The organism is Pseudomonas sp. S1_E05, from assembly GCF_056337105.1.
Window position 1 is genome coordinate 1,313,357 of sequence record NZ_JBFRHM010000001.1, and the last position, 17,534, is coordinate 1,330,890.

Here is a 17,534-nt window from a genome sequence, read left to right on the forward strand (position 1 = left end):
GGAGGGCAGGCCGCTGTCCCTGCAGCCTGTCGATGACCCGATCGCGTGCACGCCTGATGACGCTGAGCACGCCCCTTGCTCTGAATGTTCCTGCGAAGGCGGGCTGAATGCGTTCGCAGTTGCAGTGGCATTGTCCGCAATCACGCTCACCTGGGTTCCGATCGAGATGGCTCGAGCGCCATTGCGAACCCCCGACGTTCGGATTTGGCGCCGTCGAAAACCCGGCTCGTCCGCAAGGCATGTTTTCGTCCAGTCAGATTCTGGGGTCGAGGGGCTTAAACCTACGGATGTCGGTGACAAGGGCTAGGTATCGTGGCCCGAAGTCTGTCAGCTGGGTAGCACGAGGCTTTTGCCACCATCGGCCATGGCGATAGACCCGACCATGAAACTGGCGTCCTCAGAGGCGAGGAACGCGATCACCTTGGCAATCTCTTCCGGTCGTGCGGCCCGTCCGATCGGAGCACGACTCCCATACTCGGCGAGCGCATCGGCACCGTTTTCGTGGAGCTGATTGAGGATGTTGGTGATCGTGTCCCCGGAGCCGACCGCGTTGACTCGGATGCCATGATCGATCGCTTCAACCGCCAGGGACCGGGTGAACTGGGCGAGGGCACCCTTCGACGCGGCGTAGGCGCTGATTTTGGGAAAGGTCTGAAAGCAGGCGTACGAGCCCACATTGACGATGGCGCCCTGGCCATTGGGGATCATCGCGCGCATCGCCTCCCGCGAGTGCAGGAACACACCGCGGATGTTGACGGCGAAGATACGGTCCCAGTCTTCGAGCGTCATATCCACCACCTGCTTGTTGATAATGATGCCCGCGTTATTGACGAGGATGTCCAGTTGGCCGAACTGCCCCACAGCCTCTGCCACGGCCCTTTGAGCGGCGCTTTCTTCCGTCACGTCCGCGATGATTGGGAAGATGCCGGGTTGCGCGAGCGCTTCAACGGCCGGGTCGATATCCTGCGCGATGATGGATGCCCCGCGCGCATGGAGCAGTTTGACTGTTGCCAGTCCTATCCCGCTCGCGGCGCCGGTCACGATGGCAACTTTACCTTTGAAATCCTGGTTGGGTACGGTCGTTGTGTTCACGATTTTTACCTCTGCTGTATGGACGGTCTTGCTGCTTCACGGTGGCGAGGTTGCGTCTTCAGGCCTTGTCGGGCGCAACATACGAGGTGCCGGCCGAAATGGATCGCCAATCGCGCACGTCGGTCGCCATTCGGTGGGCACGCACCTCTGCACGATCCAGTGCGTCCTGTCCCAGCAGGAGGTCGAGCGGAGGTTTATCGGCGGCGACCAGTTGCACGATCGCAGCGGCGGCCAGTGCGGGATCGCCCTGTTGCATGCCGTCGTTCAACGCCCATTTCGCGACGGCGTCGTTGACCTTGGGGTAGGCCGCTTGTCCCGTGGTTCTATGAATGGATTCCTTGCTGAGAAACTCGGTCCGGAATGCTCCAGGAGAAACAACGGACACCCATGTACCGAAGGGAGCAACCTCGGCCGCCAGACTGTAGGACATTGCGGCTAACGCGGCCTTGGTGGCGCCATAGATCCCTGCACCCACGCTCGGAGCGACGCCTGCAATGGACGAAAGATTGATGATGTGGCCGTGTCCCTGCTCGCGCAGGTGGGGAAGTGCCGCCCGGATGACCCTGAAGGGCGAAAACACGTTGACTTCAAACAGCTCGCGCACTGCTTGATCGTCGGTTTCTTCAATGGCCCCCAATAGACCGTAGCCAGCGTTGTTGACCAGAACGTCGACACGCCCATGAGCGCCGAACGCGTCGGCTACCAACCGGTGTGCACTGTCCGGGTCGGTCGCTTCGAAAGGCATGACCACCAGATCACCGGACAGACCCTTTGGTGTATCGCCGTTTCGCGTTGTTCCAATGACCGCGTCTCCGGCAGCCAGCACCGCTTTGGCGAGCGCATGACCCAGACCGCGTGAGATACCCGTAATCAACCAGACTTTAGACATGATGTTGCTCCTTCGCATCGGCCCGGTGTGGGCCTGATGTCGAGAAGCAATATAGGTGTTGAGAGGGCTGTGATTAATGCCCCGCGTTTCGCTTACGGTTGTGAATGAAATCGGATAATCAGCGCTCGCCGCGCAGAACGTCGATCAGTGCCCGCAATGCGGGAAGCATCTGACGTTGCTTGGGATAGCACAGGTGATGACCGGGAAAGACGTCGCTCCACTCGATCAGCAAGCCTTCCAGCCTGCCTGACGCCAGATGTTCTTCGACCTCAAGCTCCGTGGCGAACGCGATCCCGAGATGCGCGAGTGCTGCATGGATGGCGACGTCACGATCATTGACGATCAACGGGCCGGCGACCGCCACCTCGAACCAACTACCGTCGCGCACGAACTCCCAGGCATAGGGCGTCTCACGTCCCTCCCAGCGCCATTGGATACAGCGATGCCGGCTCAGATCCTCAGGCGTGGAAGGCCTGCCGAACTCGGCCAGATAGGCCGGCGACGCAACGGCTATTTGCCGTAGATCGGAACCGATCCTGACCGAGACCATGTCCTGGTCGATCACCTCGTGGGGACGGAGCGCGGCGTCGAAACCCTCTGCGACGAAGTCGCCGATCGCATCGGAGACCGTCATGTCCAGCACGACATCCGGTGCTACGGCGGCGAGCCGCGCCAACGCTGGGGCGACCTGCAACCTCGCGGCAGTGCGCGTCGCGACGAGCCGGATGGTGCCGCTCGGCCGGGAGGCGATACGACGCGCATCCAACAGCGCGCAGCCAATGGCTTGCATGGCAGGGCCAATCCGATCTGCCAGTGCCTGGCCCGCAGGCGTGAGGGAGACACTGCGAGTCGTGCGGTTGAATAACTGAACACCCAGCCGCTCTTCCAATGTACGGATGGTGTGGCTCAGCGCAGACGGCTTGACCCCCAGCGCCTGTGCGGCTTGTGAGAAGTTCAAGCGCTGCGCCACCACTTGAAAGGCCCGCAGGTGGGTGAGTTCGCTCGGGGACAGGTCGGCAACATTGATCATGGGTATCGGGTCTCTATTTCAAATGTCGCCGGATGCAACGCAGGACCAGCCAGCAGTCGCGTTTGCGTTTACAACGCACCCGGCGTTAGTTTGTCGTACTGCTGCGAGCAATGGGGCAGTGCCGCGGCGTGCTCGGTGATTTCATCGAAGTGTTGTGTTTGCCTGTACATGATGCGGCACCATTACGCCAGTCGATCGCCGATTGCAGCAGTGCTATCCGACACTGGAAAGGCTCATGGTTGCCGATCCGCAGACCCTTGAGCCGGTCCCCTTGGTCGGAACGAGTGTGGGTGAGATTTTCATGCGCGGCAACACGGTCATGAACGTGTTCAAAGGAGTTGACGCATCCATGCAGCGAAAGACATCGAGACTCCTGCTACGTCGGCCCGGCGCGCAAGACTTGGGCAGCCTGTTCGCTATCTACGGGGACCCCGCTACCCATCGTTTCAACCCGGCGGGCCCGTTGACCGCGATTGATCAAGCCGAATCGTTGCTGGAGGATTGGCTCAAGCACTGGCGAGAAAACGGTTATGGACAATGGGCCATCGCCACTCTTGAAGCGCCAGGTACCGTCATAGGCTTTGGCGGCATCGATGCGCGCAACTATCTTGAAGTGGAGCGGCTGAATCTGGGTTATCGGTTTGCGGTTGCGGCCTGGGGGAAGGGCTACGCCACCGAACTGGGCAGGAGTGCGCTTGATTTTGGGTTCACGGAGCTGATGCTTCCGCAGATTCATGCGGTCGTCCGGCCTGCCCATTCCGCGTCCATATCCGTGCTTGAAAAAATCGGAATGCAGCAGGTGGGCATTCTTGCCGATGTCCCCGGTCAGGCCCCTAGCCTTGTTTTTCGGGCCTGCCACCCGAGGCTGGAGGGTAGATCGGACGCAAGCGACGGGTAGGGTGCGAATGAGCGGTTTGGAGAGGTATCGCACAGCGTGGTGCTGATAAAAAACGGCATACCGAGGTATGCCGTGTGCGTGTCAGGCAATGGTGATTAGAACTTGGCGCGCAGTGTCATGGACACGGCACGGGGGTCACCGAAGATATTCCCGTCCTGGAACGTGTTGATCCGCTGGAAGTACTTCTTGTCAGTCAGGTTGGTAGCGAGCAGATCAGCGGAGAAGTTTTGCGTGATCTGGTAGCCAATGCCCGCATCGTACAAGGCGTATCCACCCTGGCGGAGCTTGGTGCCGTCCATGCCGATGCCCGGAACATCCAGCTTGTTGTAGGTCTCGCTGACAACGCTGACGCCACCCTGGACACTCCACTTCTCGAGCTCGCCGGGCAGTTTGTACAGGCTCCATACCCGCAACATGTTTTTCGGCAGGTAGGTCTGCAACTGTTCGTTGGGGCTGTCATAGCGTTTGTAGGTATGGGTGAAGTTGGCGGTGAGGAACCAGTCGGGTGTCATCTGTCCACTCAACTCAGCCTCGAACCCGCGTGTGCGCGCCTTGCCGCTGGCAACGACGGCCCGTGAATCCGGATCATTCATGTCCGGAATCGCGCGATTCTCTTCTTCGATCTGGAACGCTGCCAACGAGGCGTTCAACGCGCCATCGAGGAATTCGCCCTTGATACCCAGTTCATGCTGCTTGCCTTCCAGCGGCTTGATGATGTTGTTGTTGATGTCCAGATTGCTGACAGCCTGTGGCTGGAACACGCCGGAATAGTTGGCATACACCGAGTAGTTCTCGTTGAGGTCGTAGATCAGCCCGTAGAACGGCGTGAACTTCTGCGACACGCTGTCTGCGCTTTTTTCCGACGGTGAGCCGGCCTCGGGTTGGTGCTGGCTGCGGTGCATCTCAAGCCAGGTCACGCGCCCGCCGAGTACCAGGGTCAGAGGGTCGGCAAGGCTCAAGCGCAGGTTGCTGTAGAGCGCTTTTGCACGGGTGTTGGCAACACTGGTGGGCAACTTGTCCGAATCAGGAAAAGCCGGGTAGGCGAAGTCGGGCTGTGGGTTGTCGAGATCCACGTCCCCCAGAAAATTCGAAAAGTAGCCGCCGTTGGAAGCAAACTCGGAGCGCGAATAGTTGGCGCCCACCAGCACTTTATGTTCACGCCCCAGGAAGTTGAACGGGCCGTCGACATAGACGTCCGCCTCGTCCTGTTTCTCGCGGTAATCGAACATGATCGAGTTCATCGACACCAGGTTGTCCGCCGGGTCGATGCCGCCGCCATTACGTGCGTAAGCCTGGGTCAAATCGTAATTGTTATCGGCATGCCGCAGCGACAACTTGGTCTTCCAGCCATCACCCAACTGATGCTCGAGCTCGGTGAAGACGGCGGTACTCCAGAAGTAATCGCGGTTCCAGTCTTCACCGTAAAAGTTCTTGCGCGATGGGTCCGGCAGCGACATCGCGGCTTCACCGGCTGCATTGGTGTAGCGATAGGCCGGGAGAGAGCGTTGGGCGCCACGGATGTCGGTGTTCTGATTGCTTGCACCAATTGTCCAGACGGTGTCTGGCGTCAGGTCGATATCGACAATGCCGTAGACCTGGTTCGACTCCCGCTTTCCGCCACTGTCGTAGTAATAACCTTTGTCGTGCTCACTGAGCACCAGGCGCCCGCGCACATTACCGCTCTCGGTCAAGGGGCCGGTGACGTCAACCATCCCTCGATAGTCGTCCCAGGAGCCGGCACTGATTTCTGCTGAAACGGCTGCCTCGGCCAACGGGCGCTTGCGGACCAGGTTGATACTGCCGCCGGGGCCGCCTGCACCGGTCAGGCTGCCAGACGGGCCCTTGAGGACCTCGACGCGGTCATACATGGTCAGGTCGGGTGACAGGAACACCCTGTTGTCCATGGTGGTCGGCGTCCCGTCCAGTTGCAACGAGGTCATTTCGAAACCCCGCGAGAAGAAGCTCAGTCGGCTGGCGTCGATGCGCTGCACCGTGACGCCACCGACCTTGCCCAGGGCATCTTCGAGGGTGTAGAGATTTTGCTTCTGAATACGCTCCTGGCCGATCACGTTGATCGTCTGCGGTACCTCTCGAAGACGCAACGGGACTTTGGTACCCACCGATACGGTGGGCGCCTGGGTCTGCATGCCGATGATCGACTGTGCCGGTAGCTCCATGCTGCCAAGGGCATCCAGCGTCAAGGTGCCATCCGAGGTCGTGCGTACCGACAATCCGCTGCCTTCAATCGCCATTTGGGCCGCTTGCTCGGCATTCATGGTTCCCTTGATGGCCGGAGCACGCAGCCCGGCAGCCAGAGTGGGCACATACACGATTTCGTGACCGCTTTGGCGAGCGATGCGGTCGAGGGTTGTCACCAGGGAGTCGGCCGGCAAGTCGAAGTGTTGCAGCGATTGGCTTTGCGTCGACGCCGAATCTGCCGAGCTGGTCGACGCGTGAGCCAGCAATACAGATAAGCACACAGACGTCAGCCTGCGCGTAGCATTGAAACGATTGGACATAGGTACTCCGTGTTGGCGGCTGCGCTTTTATTAGCGGTTAATGCCTATGTCCAACGAGACTGAAAAAGCGATATAGGGCAGATGAAAAAAACTTAGCCGAGCAGCTCGATCTGGGTCCAGAACCCCAGGTATTGCTCTATGCGTACCGGCAGAATCTGCGCCAATGAGGTCAGTGCGCGCTCACTGTTATCCAGAGAAAATAAACCGGATACACGAAGCCGGGCCGCTGCCGGACTGATGCGGATCACCCCGCGTCGGTAGGGTTGCAAGGCCTCGATCACCTCCCCAAGCGACCAGTCATCGACACTGAGTTTGCCACTCTCCCAACTGCTCTCACCTTTACGATGAGCCGCCAGTGGTGTGATGCCCTTCAAGCCGAGCCGAGCACCTTCGCCGTTTTGGAGCGCCGAACAACGATCATTGCCGCGACCAATGCAGACGCTAGATCTCAGGCCCCACACATGGGTTGAATTACCCTGCAGCGCAACCATGAACCGAGCGCCAGCACCGCGTGCAAATCCGTGGGACGTTTGCACGATGAATGGCCGAGGGTCGTCACTGACCTCAATGATCAACTTCCCGGAGCGCAGCACCAGGTTGCGTTCGCTATCCGTAAAATTGATATCTACCGCACTGCGTGCATCCAGCCGCAACGTGCTGCCATCCGATAGATTGAAATCACCCCGCTGCGCCGTAGCGGTCCGCAAATCGGCTCCGATCGTAGGGAACAGTGCACTCTGACGGCCAATCAGCGTTGCACCAATGCCAACACCGCCGAACACCAGCGCCCCACGAAGCAAGCGACGTCGCCGCAAATCAGGGGCCTGTAAAACTTGACGCATGTGGGAGTCGGAGCCACGCAGGAGCGGGGGGAAAGTAGCGCCCAGATGGGCCTGCACTTTCTCCCAGGCTTGCGCATTGGCAGGGTTGGTAAACCAGGCGTCGAACGCCTTTTGTTCGTCGGCCATGACTTCGCCTGATCGCATACAGGCCGTCCATTCGATAGCCTCATCGACCGCAGAGCGCGCGTGCTTCATTCGCGCACCAGATTCTGGCAGCACAATTTCAACCCCTTGGCCACGTATTGACGTACTCGAATGGTCGAGACGCCTATCAACTCGGCAATGTCGGCGTACTTCATTCCATCCACCTGACTGCACAAAAATGCAGTACGAGCCCGCGCAGAAAGACCGGCGAGCAAGGCATCGATTTCAAGCAGTGCTTCAATCGCCAACGCACGGACTTCAGGGGAGGGCTCAAACGCTTGTGGTTGCAACGCCAACGCTTCCAGATAAGCACGCTCCAGATCGCGCCGCCGCCAACCGTCGTACATCAATCGCTTGGCAATGGTGGTCAGCAACGCCCGAGGTTCGCGTATCGACTGCGGCTCAGACAAAGCCACAACCTGAGCAAACACCTCGGCAGCCATGTCAGCGGCATCATGAGTACAACCCAGCCGCGCCCGCAGGCGACGGAGCAACCAACCATGATGGTCGCCGAAAAGACTGTGGAGAACGGTCTGCCGAGCACTGAAGGAAGCGAGCGCAATGTGGGTCATTGGAATGTATTGAATGATAATTCTTATCATTATCGCCAGTGGTGCGATTTTTTCAAGGCATGTGGCTGTCGAGTTGCATGCCTGCGAGCTCCGTTGCTCCCGTGCGCGATAGCGGTATAGCTGAGAGACGAAGCTCGTTTATACGATTCCGATGACGGATCAGTGAAGTCATGTGTGCCAGCGGGCGGCCGATACCCGCTAGACAATCGGCTCCCTAATAGCGCACGGCCTGACCGACCGGTTCACCCGTGGCTGCATCCTCCAGCCAGATCTGCAAGCGGTTGAGCCCGACGTACTGTGACCGCGCGATAATTTTTTGCCCGGGTTTGCCCTCGAATTCCAGATCAGCAAACATGAAGTGTTGAGGCAGCCGGTACTCCAGCTGCAGGGTGTACTTGCCCGGAATGAGGACGGCGCGCTGGGGCGAGTCATTCCTGTAGTAGTAAGTGGAGAAGGGGATGTCGCCGACCTTTTTGTCGTTGACCCGGATGATGTTCAGGTTTGGCTGCAAATCCAGGAGGCTGCGTTTGCTTCTTCCCGCATAAGTCTCGGTTTCGACGACAGTGTAACGGGACTCATCGCTTACTTCATCGGACTCGACATTCGAGTAAGCAGGCATTTCGGCGCAACCATGCAGGCACAGCAACAGGACCAAAAACGGCAGGGCAATCTTGTTCATTACAACATCCGCATTCATTAAAAAAGATAAGTGATTTGTCTGCGAGGGGCTAACGCATACTTACTGCTGCTCGGTCCATACGGCCAGTTCATAGCCATCTGGATCCGTGAAGTGGAACCTGCTGCCACCAGGGAACGAAAATATCTCGCGGGTGATAACCGCACCCAGAGCTTCGAGCCGCCGTTGTGTGTCAGCGAGGTTGTCGGCGTACAAAATGATTAAAGGCCCACCCGGTCGAACGGGCTCGCCTGTCGTGAAACCGCCAGTGAGGCGGCCGTCGGTGAATTCAGTGTAGGTGGGGCCGTAGTCGACGAATGTCCAACCGAATGCGCTGCCGTAAAAGGCTTTGCTGCGGACGATGTCGTTGACATTCAGCTCGATATTATCGATTTGTCGGTCTTTGCCGCGAACGCTCATGCTCGCCTCCCTGGCTGATGTTTAGGGGCACGAGTGTAACGTAATCGCGCTGTCTCATGAATGAGGTAGTGGCGGGTGAAGGTGCGTGTGCGATTCACGCGTTCGGGGCAGATATTTGGAAGGGGAACTGATTGGCTGTCGCTACAACCTGGATCCCTCGGCTTGCTTTAGGGCGTGGTTGGTTGGAGGAGACAGTCAGATGCTGTTTCCGATAGATTTCACAATGAACAGAGCGATGGTTCGACGATGAATGAGTGTAGTTGGGAAGTGATAGAGGGGTTTTCATCGCCACTTGAGTATAAGCGGTTTGTTGCTTGGATCACTGAGCAGGTGAGCGCTGGAAGGGTAGAGCTGATCCCTGTTCAGGACAGTTATGCGGGAACAGGATTTGAAGAAAAATGGTTGAGGTGTATAGCGTGTAATGAAACGTGGAGGTTGGTTTCGCCTCAGGATCCATTTCTTGGCTATTGGAGGCCGGTGCGGGAAAACACACGACTATCGTGATGATATTTCACTATGAGCGCGTCGCACGTCACCGACACAGCACCCCAATCTCCGGTCATCATATAGTTGCGTCCACTTGTCACGAGCGTGAGCAGTCGTGCGCTACTGTTGCCGCTATTCGGCCAGAAGCGGTCGCTGGACAGTTCACCTCGCGATGAGTAGCGTGCAATCGAAGTATCATAAATAGGGAGTTGGTTAATGGTTTCTATAGCTGTTCAAGGAGAGGTCCGAGAGCGCCTACGCCGTGCTGAAGATGAGCATGATGTGAAAGTGCTTTTAGCTGTTGAATCAGGTAGCCGCGCCTGGGGATTTGCCTCTCCCAACAGCGACTATGATGCGCGCTTCATCTACGTAAATAAGCCGGAATGGTATCTCTCAATTGGCCTTGAGGAGCAACGTGACGTCATCGAGTATCCGATCGTTGACGAAATGGATATCAATGGTTGGGATCTACGAAAAGCGCTCAGGTTGTTTTGGAAGTCCAATCCAGGGTTTGTTGAGTGGATACAGTCGACCATCATCTATGAGCATGCTGGTAGCTTCCACGAGAGGGCAAAGGAGTTATTGCCGCAGGTGTATTCGGTGGAAAGTGGTATCTACCATTATCGCAGCATGGCTAAAACTAACTATAGAGGATACCTGCAAGCCACTCAGGTGCCGCTAAAAAAATACTTCTACGTTCTGCGTCCGCTGTTATCGGTAAGGTGGCTGGAGCAGTTTGGTACGCCGGCCCCCATAGAGTTCGACAAGCTGTGTTGTCTCATAGGGCGCGAGCCGGGGCTCCAGCAATCCATTGATGATTTGCTTGCGATCAAGCGCGAGTCTCCAGAGATGGGGCTTTCACCTCAAATCAGGCCCATCCAACAGTTTATTGCAAGGGAGCTGGATCGACTCGAGTCGATCCAGCCGACTCGTAGCGAGCGTAAAGACGTTGAGCCATTGCTCTCGGAACTGTTTCGAGCTGTATTAAACGAAACTTGGGGGTAAGATGTTCAGCGACGCAATGCTCTCGCGTGACCAATGGCGAATAGAGAAGAACGTATATACGTTCGTCAAATGTGGTTTTGCTTGGTCGGCTGTTTCGACCGGTTGAGTCCACAGCCGATAGCTCCCGGTCGCTAATGAGCGCACCGAATCGTTGGCTCGGATTCTTTGGTAAAGGCCGAGCCAAGTAAACGCAAGGCTAGGGTTAACGACTTCGGTTGAGGACGCCATCGAGACGTGGGCTTTGTACAGAAGTATCGAGCTCACGGAGCTACCAGAGACAAGTCACGATCAACCTCAACGCATGTTCTCCAACTCCGCCAGCGCGATCAGCAGGTCAGCAGATGACTGAGGGTTGTGCAGATCGACGCTGCTGTTTTGTGCCACTCGCTCAATGACCGCATCACGCGTCAATCCCAATTTTTGGGCGACCAGCAGGGCGCAGGAGCGCCCGTGGGACCCACGGTGCGCGAGTGGTTCGCTTTCATCCAGTAATTTTCGTTTGTGCGAATTGAAGGACATGATCTTTCCTTGAAATCGGTGAACAACACCATGCACTCATTGTGACGGAGCACCTGATGCAAGCTGGTTCGCGGTTGAGTCGAATACCGCAATGCCAGCTTCCCGAAGGGATGAGGTCCGGTTGGTCGAGAGCTGGACTCATCCAGCCGGGTGAACAGGTTCCACCGTCAACTGCTGGAGTCTTTTCGCCAGGGCTTCGCGTTCGGCTTTTGGCGTAACCCACGCACGTCGTCGATTCCGACACTCTCATTCATCCAGTCGAGTAGACACCTCTTTCGCCAGCTCGATAAAAGCCCGAGTCGCGGCGCTTTGATAGGCGTTCTTGCGCTGCATAAGAACGGCGGTGCGCTGCAAGCGTTCGGGCTCGAGGGTGATGGCCAGAAGGTCGTCGTGGGCGAAGGCTGTGTTCGCGGGCAGCAGCGTGGACAGGGTGGTCCTGCGAACGATTTCAATCACTGCACCCAGTGCGTTGGCTTCCATGCGCACCTTGGGGTGAATGCCATGCTTGCGGCAGTAGCGGTCGATCTGTTCGCGGGTGGCGAACTCTGTACTCAGAAGAACCAGCGACTCGCCGCTCAGGGCTTGAAGGCCAATGGACTTCTCCTGCGCCAAGGGGTGTGCGCGGCTCACCACCAGGGCGAGGGTTTCGATCAGCAACGGTAGGGCGTCGATGTCCGGGCTGTGTATTTCATCGAACGCAATTCCTACGTCCAATTCACCAGCGAGAATCAGGTCTTCCATGCGTTCCTGGGAGATCTCCTGCACGTTCAGGGTGATCTGAGGGTAACGCGAGTAAAACGCCTCGACCAAGGGCCCCACCAGATAGGTTGTGAAGGTCGGTGTCACAGCCACCCGTAACGAACCGCGACTGAGGTCGCTTACATCATGGATCGCTCGTTTTGCTTCGCGCAGCTCCTGCGAGGCCCGGCGCGCATACTCCAGATAGGCCTTGCCAGCATCGGTCAAGCAGGTCGTGCGTCCAGAGCGATCGAACAACTGGGCGCCGAGATTTTCTTCCAGGAGCTTGACCTGCTGGGACAGTGCAGGCTGGGAAACATGCAGGGCGGCAGCGGCCCGCGTAAAGCTGTGATGTTCCGCGACGGCGAGGAAGTACTGGATGTGTCGGGCGAGCATGGTCGACTCCATAAGATTAACAGATGAATAGCATAATAAATGAGACTTTTACCTTATGAAAGGTGCGCCGTAATCTTGGCTTCAACACCCCGAGACATCGAGATAAAAGCCATGAAAGACATCATTGACGGTTTTCTGAAATTCCAAAAAAGCGCCTTTCCCGAGCGGATCAAGCTGTTCAAGGATTTGGCCACACAGCAGAGCCCGAGGGCGTTGTTCATCTCATGTTCTGACAGTCGCCTGGTACCTGAACTGGTCACCCAGCGCGAGCCTGGCGATCTGTTCGTGATCCGCAACGCAGGCAACATCGTGCCTTCCTACGGCCCGGAGCCGGGCGGTGTGTCGGCCTCGGTCGAATATGCCGTCGCTGCGCTGCAGGTCGCCGACATCGTGATCTGCGGTCACTCCGACTGCGGTGCGATGACTGCCATTGCGACCTGCAAATGCCTGGATCACATGCCCGCCGTGGCTGGCTGGTTGCGCTACGCCGACTCCGCCCGGGTGGTGAATGAAGCCCGCCAGCACAAGGATCAGCCCACCAAAGTCGCTGCAATGGTGCGCGAAAACGTGATCGCGCAATTGGCCAACATCCAGACTCACCCGTCGGTGCGCCTGGCCCTTGAGGAGGGTCGCGTAACCCTGCACGGCTGGATCTACGACATCGAGAGTGGGCGTATCGACGCCTTCGATGGCAGCACCGGGACCTTTGTGTCCCTCGCCGACAACCCTGAAGTCCACGCCGTTTCCCAAAAAGCCAGGCAAGTTGCCTGAACCCGGTATCTATCGAGGAGATAACCCCATGATCCAGACTCAAGTCACCAAAAGCGTTCGCCAAGCCCTGACCGAAATCATCGTGATGGCCAAGGCTCGTAAGGACCTGTCCTACGCGCAACTCACCGAGGGTACCGGCCTGTCCGAAGCCTTTGTCACCGCAGCGCTGCTTGGCCAGCACCCGCTGCCAGCGAATGCCGCGCAGGTCGTGGGCGAAAAGCTGGACCTTGATGCTGACGGCATCGCCCTGCTGCAAACGGTCCCGATTCGTGGCTGCTTCGAGAACGCCGTACCGACCGACCCGACCATCTACCGCTTTTACGAAATGATGCTGGTCTACGGCACCACCCTCAAAGCCCTGGTCCACGAGAAGTTTGGCGACGGCATCATCAGCGCTATCAACTTCAAGCTGGACATCAAGAAAGTCGAGGATCCGGACGGCGGCTCCCGCGCCGTGATCACCTTGGACGGCAAGTACCTGCCGACCAAGCCTTTCTGACCTTGGTTTAAGTCCGCCCGGCGCCTGATAGCGCCGGGCAACACCCAACCTCTTATCCATGGCTGCACCATCCCAGCGTGAAGCCAGGCCTTTTTACGCCCTCAATTCAGGTGAGCTGCTATGAAAGCTTTATACGTTTTATTCCTTGCCGGCCTTTGCTCCGTCGCATCAGCCGATGAGCCCACGGCACCCACCACGCAGGCGACCGTTGAGCTCTATCAATACTCCCAGAGCCTGGATATTGCTCGCGTGATCTCGAGTACCGAAACACCAAACGTCTGCGGCGTAGTGCCTGTCCAGATGACTTATGACGACTCCAAGGGCATTCGGCACACCATGGAGTACCGCGTTATGGGGACTGGCTGTACCAATTGATTGCACCCCTCCGGCTTATCTGGCGGCTGGGGTTCCCCAACAGCCAACGGCGGCGTTGCCGCTGGCTTGCTACTGGACCCGCGCTACCGAGAGCCCTGGCCGAGGGTTCAATCAATGTTCGCTGGCACGTTGTCAGCATCGTAGCGAACTCTTGCGCTGCGAAAGTCCTCCGCGTTCTCAAGGAGCCAGGTCCACAGCGGCACCATGCGCGCCAGAAAACTTCTCCCCAGTGCCGTCAGCTCATAATCCACCCTTGGCGGGACCTCGTTGTGATCGAATCGGCTGATCAGCCCGTCACGCTCCAGTTGCCGCAGGCTACGGGTCAGCATGCGTTGGGTGACACCGGGCAAGCGTCGGCCAATTTCCGCGTGGCGCAGTTTCCCCGATACACCCAGCGTATGGACGATGCCCAGCGACCAGCGATTGCCCGCGTGAGTCAGCACTTCGCGCTTGAGTCCATCGTCTTCGGCGCTGAGTGCGTCGCACACGGCCTGGGACTGGCGGATCACCTCTTCTTCACTCATTTCGTCATGCGGTATCACGGGTGTGCCTTCTTCTTGAGCGGTAGCCAATGATGGCAGGATAAAAAAACAATCATTGCAGATCACTCTTTGGGAGTTACAGATGCACGCGCATGCCCCCGCAAAAAACGACCGCATTCTAATCCTCGGCGCCGGTGAGCTCGGCCTGGCAGTGTTGCGTGAACTGGCCGAGCGACCGGCCGCTCACGTCACCGTGATGTTGCGCCAATCGGCACTCGACGCGACGTCCTCGACCCAAACCCTGGAGGTGCTGAAAACCTTGGGTGTCGAGGCGCTTGCCGGCGATGTGGTCAATGACTCGGAGCAGCAGCTTGCCGCGATATTCAGCGGTTTCGATACCGTGGTCAGTTGCCTGGGCTTCGTCGCCGGCGCCGGGACGCAACTCAAACTGGCTCGCGCGGCATTGCAGTCCGACATCAAGCGCTTTGTGCCCTGGCAGTTCGGTGTGGACTATGACGTGATCGGCCGGGGCAGCCCGCAGGATCTGTTCGATGAGCAGCTGGACGTGCGCGACTTGTTGCGTCATCAAACCCGGGTTCAGTGGCTGATCATATCCACGGGGATGTTCACCAGTTTCCTGTTCGAATCGGGGTTCGGCGTCGTCGACCTGAGCGAGAACACCGTACGCGCGCTCGGCAGTTGGGAGAATGCTGTAACGGTCACGACCCCGGAAGATATCGGCCGACTGACGGCCGCAATCCTGTTCGAGCCGGCATTGGTCAACCAGGTGGTTTACGTCGCAGGTGACACGCTCACTTATGGGGAGCTGGCCGATACGGTAGACCGCGTCCTCGACAGAGCGGTTGAACGCATCGAATGGACGGTGCCTGCGCTCAAGGCCGATCTGGCCGCTGCGCCCGGCGATCCAATCCGCAAATATCGTGCGGTGTTCGCCGAGGGCAGGGGTGTCGCCTGGGACAAGGCCACCACCTACAACGTTGTGCGGCACATTGAAACGACCACCGTTGCCCAATGGATCGGGCGGCATTTGCGCTGATTGGGCCGCTTCCGCAGATATCATGGCGGATCCGCGCTGCGTTTGTGCGACTTGGCGGGTGCCTTGGTTTACGGCTGATCAACGGTCATTGTTTTACCGCATGAGCATCACTCATGTCTGAACCGGCTGCCGTCTTTTCGGGAACCTTGAAACTCTCCGTCGCACTGGCGAGGATCTTGTGAGTCGGGTCGGCGACTTCCAACAAGACCTTGTGAGTGCCTGGTGTCAGTCCAACCAGGATTATCGGGTCTTCATTGGTATGCGCCCACGTTCCTTTCCAGTCATCGACGGTCACGTGAAGATGGCCAAGTCGTGGTGATACCTCACCGGCCGTTTTTCCAAACACAGGCATGATCCGGACGTGCTCTGCTCGGAACTGGATGATGACCACTCCACGTGCCAACGGTTCGGCCAGTGGTGGATAGGTGATGAGCCTTGGCAGGGGCTCGGACTCCACAGGGAGTATTGCCGGGGGAGCAGGGGTGTCTGTGTCCTCTTGGGAGAACGCCGCAGGGCCCAAAAATCCGCACAACGAAAAGACGATCAGACTTCGGAGAGCGAGGGACATGAGATTTTCTCCCGCGATGTTTTTACACAGTCTAGATCACTGATTGGGCAGCACTTGGGCAGGCGATGGACGTGTGCTTTGGCCGGTCGTACGTGACGTATCGGGATTGACCACATACGGTCTTTCAATTTCAGCGAAAGTAGAGACGATTCAGTTCGCGTCTCCCCCGCATGCAGTTTTACGCGCAACTTGGAAAAACATCCTTGTGTTAGTTTTGCTGTACCCATTAGGTCCGCCACACACCGTCTGAAAAGGAGATTCCGATGCCCAGTGCACATGTATTCATCGCCACCAGTCTGGATGGTTTCATCGCCCGGTCCGATGGCGACATAGACTGGCTTCTGCAACGCGATGATCCGACCGAGGATCATGGTTATCCAGATTTCATCGCCGATAAGGATGTCATCGTGATGGGGCGGGGGAGCTATGAGAAGGCGCTGACCTTCGACGCCTGGTTCTACGATCGACCCGTGGTGGTGATGTCTCAACAGCTGGCCGATTCTCCGGTGCCCGCGGCACTGGAGGGCAAAGTGCGTTTTTCCAGCCTCACCCCCAAGGGCGTGATGGAGGAGCTGGCGAGTCAAGGCGTGCATCGGGTCTATGTCGATGGCGGGCAGTTGGTGCAATCATTCCTGCGTGACGGGTTAGTCGCCGATATGGTGATCACCACTGTTCCGGTGCTGATCGGATCGGGAAGACCCTTGTTCGGCTCCCTTTCTCAAGACATTGAATTGAAGCTGGTAACCAGCCGATGGTTTCCTTCCGGCCTGGTGCAGTCGACCTATCAGTTGGCTTGATCTGCCTCAGGGCAGATCGGATCGAAGGCAAACGCGAGATGGCGTCTCGTCCACGTCGATATCATTAATGACGGCTTCTGACCGATTTCTGCGTGTCGCGAAAGACAGAACTCGGCCAGAAGCGGTCTTTGCAGCTAGCTTTACTCGAACACTACAGCTTTCGTCCACCACTCAAGCCGCTAGAGGTTCGTTATGACAAAAAGCATCGATCTGACGATCAGCCACGATTACCTCAACCCGTTTGCGTCGCCGGACAACCCCAAGCTAAGTCCAGAGTTGGTGGAGTACCTGTCAGATAGCGCCGGCTACCACTCCGAGCTGAGCCTGCAGATCCGCTGCCCGGAAGATGAACGCGAGCGTCTGCAGCAAGCCATCAGCAATACCTTTGCGGAAAAAAGCGAGTTACTCAGAGGGGACATTCGCGCCCAGCGGCTGGGAGCGCTGATACTCCTGGGCCTTTCACTGGCCTTGGTGTTTGCAGGCACGGCTCTGGGCATTGAAGGCACCATCCCGGTGGGAGTCATTACCGTCACCGCGTGGATGCTGCTCTGGCGCAGCGCAGAGATATTCTTTCTGGATATCCGCGGCATTAACCGGCAGTTGCGTAAGTACCAGCGCATCGCCAACGCATCGAAGCAGTTTTGATTGAGGTTGGGCGCTCTCACGCTATGGGTGGGAGCGCTAGCGTGAATCAGCCTGACATCGGGGGAAGAGCAGCTTTTGGCCAAGGGTGTTAAAAACGTCCTGATCCTGATAGGT

20 protein-coding genes and 1 pseudogene are annotated in these 17,534 nt (G+C 57.9%); 9 read left to right on the forward strand and 12 right to left on the reverse strand.

The window, feature by feature from the left end; genetic code table 11:
• Positions 1 to 327: 327 nt before the first annotated feature.
• From AB4N33_RS06130 to AB4N33_RS06140, 3 genes are all read right to left on the reverse strand, one after another.
• The gene (locus AB4N33_RS06130; protein ID WP_476456722.1) at positions 328 to 1,092 is read right to left on the reverse strand and encodes an SDR family NAD(P)-dependent oxidoreductase; all 765 of its coding nucleotides are present in this window, start codon (positions 1,090 to 1,092) and stop codon (positions 328 to 330) included.
• Positions 1,093 to 1,150: 58 nt separating this feature from the next.
• Positions 1,151 to 1,981 (reverse strand): SDR family oxidoreductase, encoded by an 831-nt coding sequence (locus AB4N33_RS06135; RefSeq protein ID WP_476456723.1) that lies wholly within the window; start codon positions 1,979 to 1,981, stop codon positions 1,151 to 1,153.
• A gap of 118 nt (positions 1,982 to 2,099) precedes the next feature.
• Positions 2,100 to 3,011 carry a LysR family transcriptional regulator gene (locus tag AB4N33_RS06140; protein WP_476456724.1) on the reverse strand — a complete coding sequence of 304 codons (912 nt, stop codon included), beginning with the start codon at positions 3,009 to 3,011 and terminating at the stop codon, positions 2,100 to 2,102.
• Positions 3,012 to 3,225: 214 nt separating this feature from the next.
• Here AB4N33_RS06140 and AB4N33_RS06145 point away from each other — a divergent pair.
• Together AB4N33_RS06145 and AB4N33_RS06150 are read left to right on the forward strand one after the other, a co-directional pair.
• A pseudogene (locus AB4N33_RS06145) lies at positions 3,226 to 3,333 on the forward strand (hypothetical protein); the annotation flags it as partial.
• A 27-nt stretch (positions 3,334 to 3,360) separates the two neighbouring features.
• Entirely contained in the window at positions 3,361 to 3,909 is a 549-nt protein-coding gene (locus tag AB4N33_RS06150) for a GNAT family N-acetyltransferase (protein ID WP_476458786.1), read from the forward strand.
• A gap of 95 nt (positions 3,910 to 4,004) precedes the next feature.
• Here the strand turns inward: AB4N33_RS06150 and AB4N33_RS06155 are convergent, their stop codons facing one another.
• The 5 genes from AB4N33_RS06155 to AB4N33_RS06175 form a co-directional block, all read right to left on the reverse strand.
• The gene (locus AB4N33_RS06155) at positions 4,005 to 6,428 is read right to left on the reverse strand and encodes a TonB-dependent siderophore receptor (protein ID WP_476456725.1); all 2,424 of its coding nucleotides are present in this window, start codon (positions 6,426 to 6,428) and stop codon (positions 4,005 to 4,007) included.
• 92 nt (positions 6,429 to 6,520) lie between these two features.
• Positions 6,521 to 7,465: a FecR domain-containing protein gene (locus AB4N33_RS06160; protein ID WP_460141640.1), complete on the reverse strand. Its 945-nt coding sequence runs from the start codon at positions 7,463 to 7,465 to the stop codon at positions 6,521 to 6,523.
• Positions 7,462 to 7,986, reverse strand: coding sequence for a sigma-70 family RNA polymerase sigma factor (locus AB4N33_RS06165; RefSeq protein ID WP_476456726.1), 525 nt, complete (start codon positions 7,984 to 7,986; stop codon positions 7,462 to 7,464). Before AB4N33_RS06165 ends, AB4N33_RS06160 begins: the two co-directional genes overlap by 4 nt.
• A 214-nt stretch (positions 7,987 to 8,200) precedes the next feature.
• A complete protein-coding gene (locus tag AB4N33_RS06170; RefSeq protein WP_460124436.1) occupies positions 8,201 to 8,665 on the reverse strand; it encodes a hypothetical protein in 465 nt (154 codons plus the stop codon).
• A gap of 60 nt (positions 8,666 to 8,725) precedes the next feature.
• On the reverse strand, positions 8,726 to 9,082 hold the full coding sequence (locus AB4N33_RS06175; protein ID WP_476456727.1) for a VOC family protein: 357 nt from the start codon (positions 9,080 to 9,082) through the stop codon (positions 8,726 to 8,728).
• 702 nt (positions 9,083 to 9,784) lie between these two features.
• On the opposite strand from AB4N33_RS06175, the gene AB4N33_RS06180 reads away from it, so the two are divergent.
• The gene (locus AB4N33_RS06180; protein ID WP_460141642.1) at positions 9,785 to 10,573 is read left to right on the forward strand and encodes a nucleotidyltransferase domain-containing protein; all 789 of its coding nucleotides are present in this window, start codon (positions 9,785 to 9,787) and stop codon (positions 10,571 to 10,573) included.
• 294 nt (positions 10,574 to 10,867) lie between these two features.
• Here the strand turns inward: AB4N33_RS06180 and AB4N33_RS06185 are convergent, their stop codons facing one another.
• Both AB4N33_RS06185 and cynR read right to left on the reverse strand, forming a co-directional pair.
• Positions 10,868 to 11,092 (reverse strand): hypothetical protein, encoded by a 225-nt coding sequence (locus AB4N33_RS06185; RefSeq protein ID WP_476456728.1) that lies wholly within the window; start codon positions 11,090 to 11,092, stop codon positions 10,868 to 10,870.
• Between the two features lie 246 nt (positions 11,093 to 11,338).
• Complete coding sequence (gene cynR / locus AB4N33_RS06190) at positions 11,339 to 12,226, reverse strand: transcriptional regulator CynR (RefSeq protein ID WP_476456729.1); 888 nt, start codon at positions 12,224 to 12,226, stop codon at positions 11,339 to 11,341.
• Between the two features lie 111 nt (positions 12,227 to 12,337).
• Between cynR and AB4N33_RS06195 the strand changes: the two genes are divergently transcribed.
• The 3 genes from AB4N33_RS06195 (at position 12,338) to AB4N33_RS06205 (ending at position 13,871) form a co-directional block, all read left to right on the forward strand.
• Complete coding sequence (locus AB4N33_RS06195) at positions 12,338 to 12,997, forward strand: carbonic anhydrase (protein ID WP_460124451.1); 660 nt, start codon at positions 12,338 to 12,340, stop codon at positions 12,995 to 12,997.
• A 28-nt stretch (positions 12,998 to 13,025) separates the two neighbouring features.
• Positions 13,026 to 13,496, forward strand: a complete 471-nt coding sequence (gene cynS, locus AB4N33_RS06200; RefSeq protein WP_476456730.1) for a cyanase — start codon at positions 13,026 to 13,028, stop codon at positions 13,494 to 13,496.
• Between the two features lie 120 nt (positions 13,497 to 13,616).
• Positions 13,617 to 13,871: a DUF2790 domain-containing protein gene (locus AB4N33_RS06205; RefSeq protein ID WP_460124454.1), complete on the forward strand. Its 255-nt coding sequence runs from the start codon at positions 13,617 to 13,619 to the stop codon at positions 13,869 to 13,871.
• Positions 13,872 to 13,978: 107 nt separating this feature from the next.
• On the opposite strand, the gene AB4N33_RS06210 is transcribed toward AB4N33_RS06205, so the two are convergent.
• A complete protein-coding gene (locus tag AB4N33_RS06210) occupies positions 13,979 to 14,395 on the reverse strand; it encodes a winged helix-turn-helix transcriptional regulator (protein ID WP_476456731.1) in 417 nt (138 codons plus the stop codon).
• A gap of 100 nt (positions 14,396 to 14,495) precedes the next feature.
• On the opposite strand from AB4N33_RS06210, the gene AB4N33_RS06215 reads away from it, so the two are divergent.
• Positions 14,496 to 15,410: an aromatic alcohol reductase gene (locus AB4N33_RS06215; RefSeq protein ID WP_476456732.1), complete on the forward strand. Its 915-nt coding sequence runs from the start codon at positions 14,496 to 14,498 to the stop codon at positions 15,408 to 15,410.
• 85 nt (positions 15,411 to 15,495) lie between these two features.
• Here AB4N33_RS06215 and AB4N33_RS06220 read toward each other — a convergent pair whose 3' ends face one another.
• On the reverse strand, positions 15,496 to 15,978 hold the full coding sequence (locus tag AB4N33_RS06220; RefSeq protein WP_476456733.1) for a DUF6130 family protein: 483 nt from the start codon (positions 15,976 to 15,978) through the stop codon (positions 15,496 to 15,498).
• 263 nt (positions 15,979 to 16,241) lie between these two features.
• Between AB4N33_RS06220 and AB4N33_RS06225 the strand changes: the two genes are divergently transcribed.
• Together AB4N33_RS06225 and AB4N33_RS06230 are read left to right on the forward strand one after the other, a co-directional pair.
• On the forward strand, positions 16,242 to 16,775 hold the full coding sequence (locus AB4N33_RS06225) for a dihydrofolate reductase family protein (protein ID WP_476456734.1): 534 nt from the start codon (positions 16,242 to 16,244) through the stop codon (positions 16,773 to 16,775).
• 192 nt (positions 16,776 to 16,967) lie between these two features.
• A complete protein-coding gene (locus tag AB4N33_RS06230) occupies positions 16,968 to 17,420 on the forward strand; it encodes a hypothetical protein (RefSeq protein ID WP_476456735.1) in 453 nt (150 codons plus the stop codon).
• Positions 17,421 to 17,534: the final 114 nt, after the last annotated feature.

What these genes read in the sequence shown, in the direction of transcription:
- AB4N33_RS06135 (WP_476456723.1), bottom strand. Translation starts at nt 1,981, where the DNA reads ATGTCTAAAGTCTGGTTGATTACGGGTATCTCACGCGGTCTGGGTCAT.
- AB4N33_RS06140 (WP_476456724.1), bottom strand. Translation starts at nt 3,011, where the DNA reads ATGATCAATGTTGCCGACCTGTCCCCGAGCGAACTCACCCACCTGCGG.
- AB4N33_RS06150 (WP_476458786.1), top strand. Translation starts at nt 3,361, where the DNA reads ATGCAGCGAAAGACATCGAGACTCCTGCTACGTCGGCCCGGCGCGCAA.
- AB4N33_RS06155 (WP_476456725.1), bottom strand. Translation starts at nt 6,428, where the DNA reads ATGTCCAATCGTTTCAATGCTACGCGCAGGCTGACGTCTGTGTGCTTA.
- AB4N33_RS06160 (WP_460141640.1), bottom strand. Translation starts at nt 7,465, where the DNA reads ATGAAGCACGCGCGCTCTGCGGTCGATGAGGCTATCGAATGGACGGCC.
- AB4N33_RS06165 (WP_476456726.1), bottom strand. Translation starts at nt 7,986, where the DNA reads ATGACCCACATTGCGCTCGCTTCCTTCAGTGCTCGGCAGACCGTTCTC.
- AB4N33_RS06170 (WP_460124436.1), bottom strand. Translation starts at nt 8,665, where the DNA reads ATGAACAAGATTGCCCTGCCGTTTTTGGTCCTGTTGCTGTGCCTGCAT.
- AB4N33_RS06175 (WP_476456727.1), bottom strand. Translation starts at nt 9,082, where the DNA reads ATGAGCGTTCGCGGCAAAGACCGACAAATCGATAATATCGAGCTGAAT.
- AB4N33_RS06180 (WP_460141642.1), top strand. Translation starts at nt 9,785, where the DNA reads ATGGTTTCTATAGCTGTTCAAGGAGAGGTCCGAGAGCGCCTACGCCGT.
- AB4N33_RS06185 (WP_476456728.1), bottom strand. Translation starts at nt 11,092, where the DNA reads ATGTCCTTCAATTCGCACAAACGAAAATTACTGGATGAAAGCGAACCA.
- cynR (WP_476456729.1), bottom strand. Translation starts at nt 12,226, where the DNA reads ATGCTCGCCCGACACATCCAGTACTTCCTCGCCGTCGCGGAACATCAC.
- AB4N33_RS06195 (WP_460124451.1), top strand. Translation starts at nt 12,338, where the DNA reads ATGAAAGACATCATTGACGGTTTTCTGAAATTCCAAAAAAGCGCCTTT.
- cynS (WP_476456730.1), top strand. Translation starts at nt 13,026, where the DNA reads ATGATCCAGACTCAAGTCACCAAAAGCGTTCGCCAAGCCCTGACCGAA.
- AB4N33_RS06205 (WP_460124454.1), top strand. Translation starts at nt 13,617, where the DNA reads ATGAAAGCTTTATACGTTTTATTCCTTGCCGGCCTTTGCTCCGTCGCA.
- AB4N33_RS06210 (WP_476456731.1), bottom strand. Translation starts at nt 14,395, where the DNA reads ATGAGTGAAGAAGAGGTGATCCGCCAGTCCCAGGCCGTGTGCGACGCA.
- AB4N33_RS06215 (WP_476456732.1), top strand. Translation starts at nt 14,496, where the DNA reads ATGCACGCGCATGCCCCCGCAAAAAACGACCGCATTCTAATCCTCGGC.
- AB4N33_RS06220 (WP_476456733.1), bottom strand. Translation starts at nt 15,978, where the DNA reads ATGTCCCTCGCTCTCCGAAGTCTGATCGTCTTTTCGTTGTGCGGATTT.
- AB4N33_RS06225 (WP_476456734.1), top strand. Translation starts at nt 16,242, where the DNA reads ATGCCCAGTGCACATGTATTCATCGCCACCAGTCTGGATGGTTTCATC.
- AB4N33_RS06230 (WP_476456735.1), top strand. Translation starts at nt 16,968, where the DNA reads ATGACAAAAAGCATCGATCTGACGATCAGCCACGATTACCTCAACCCG.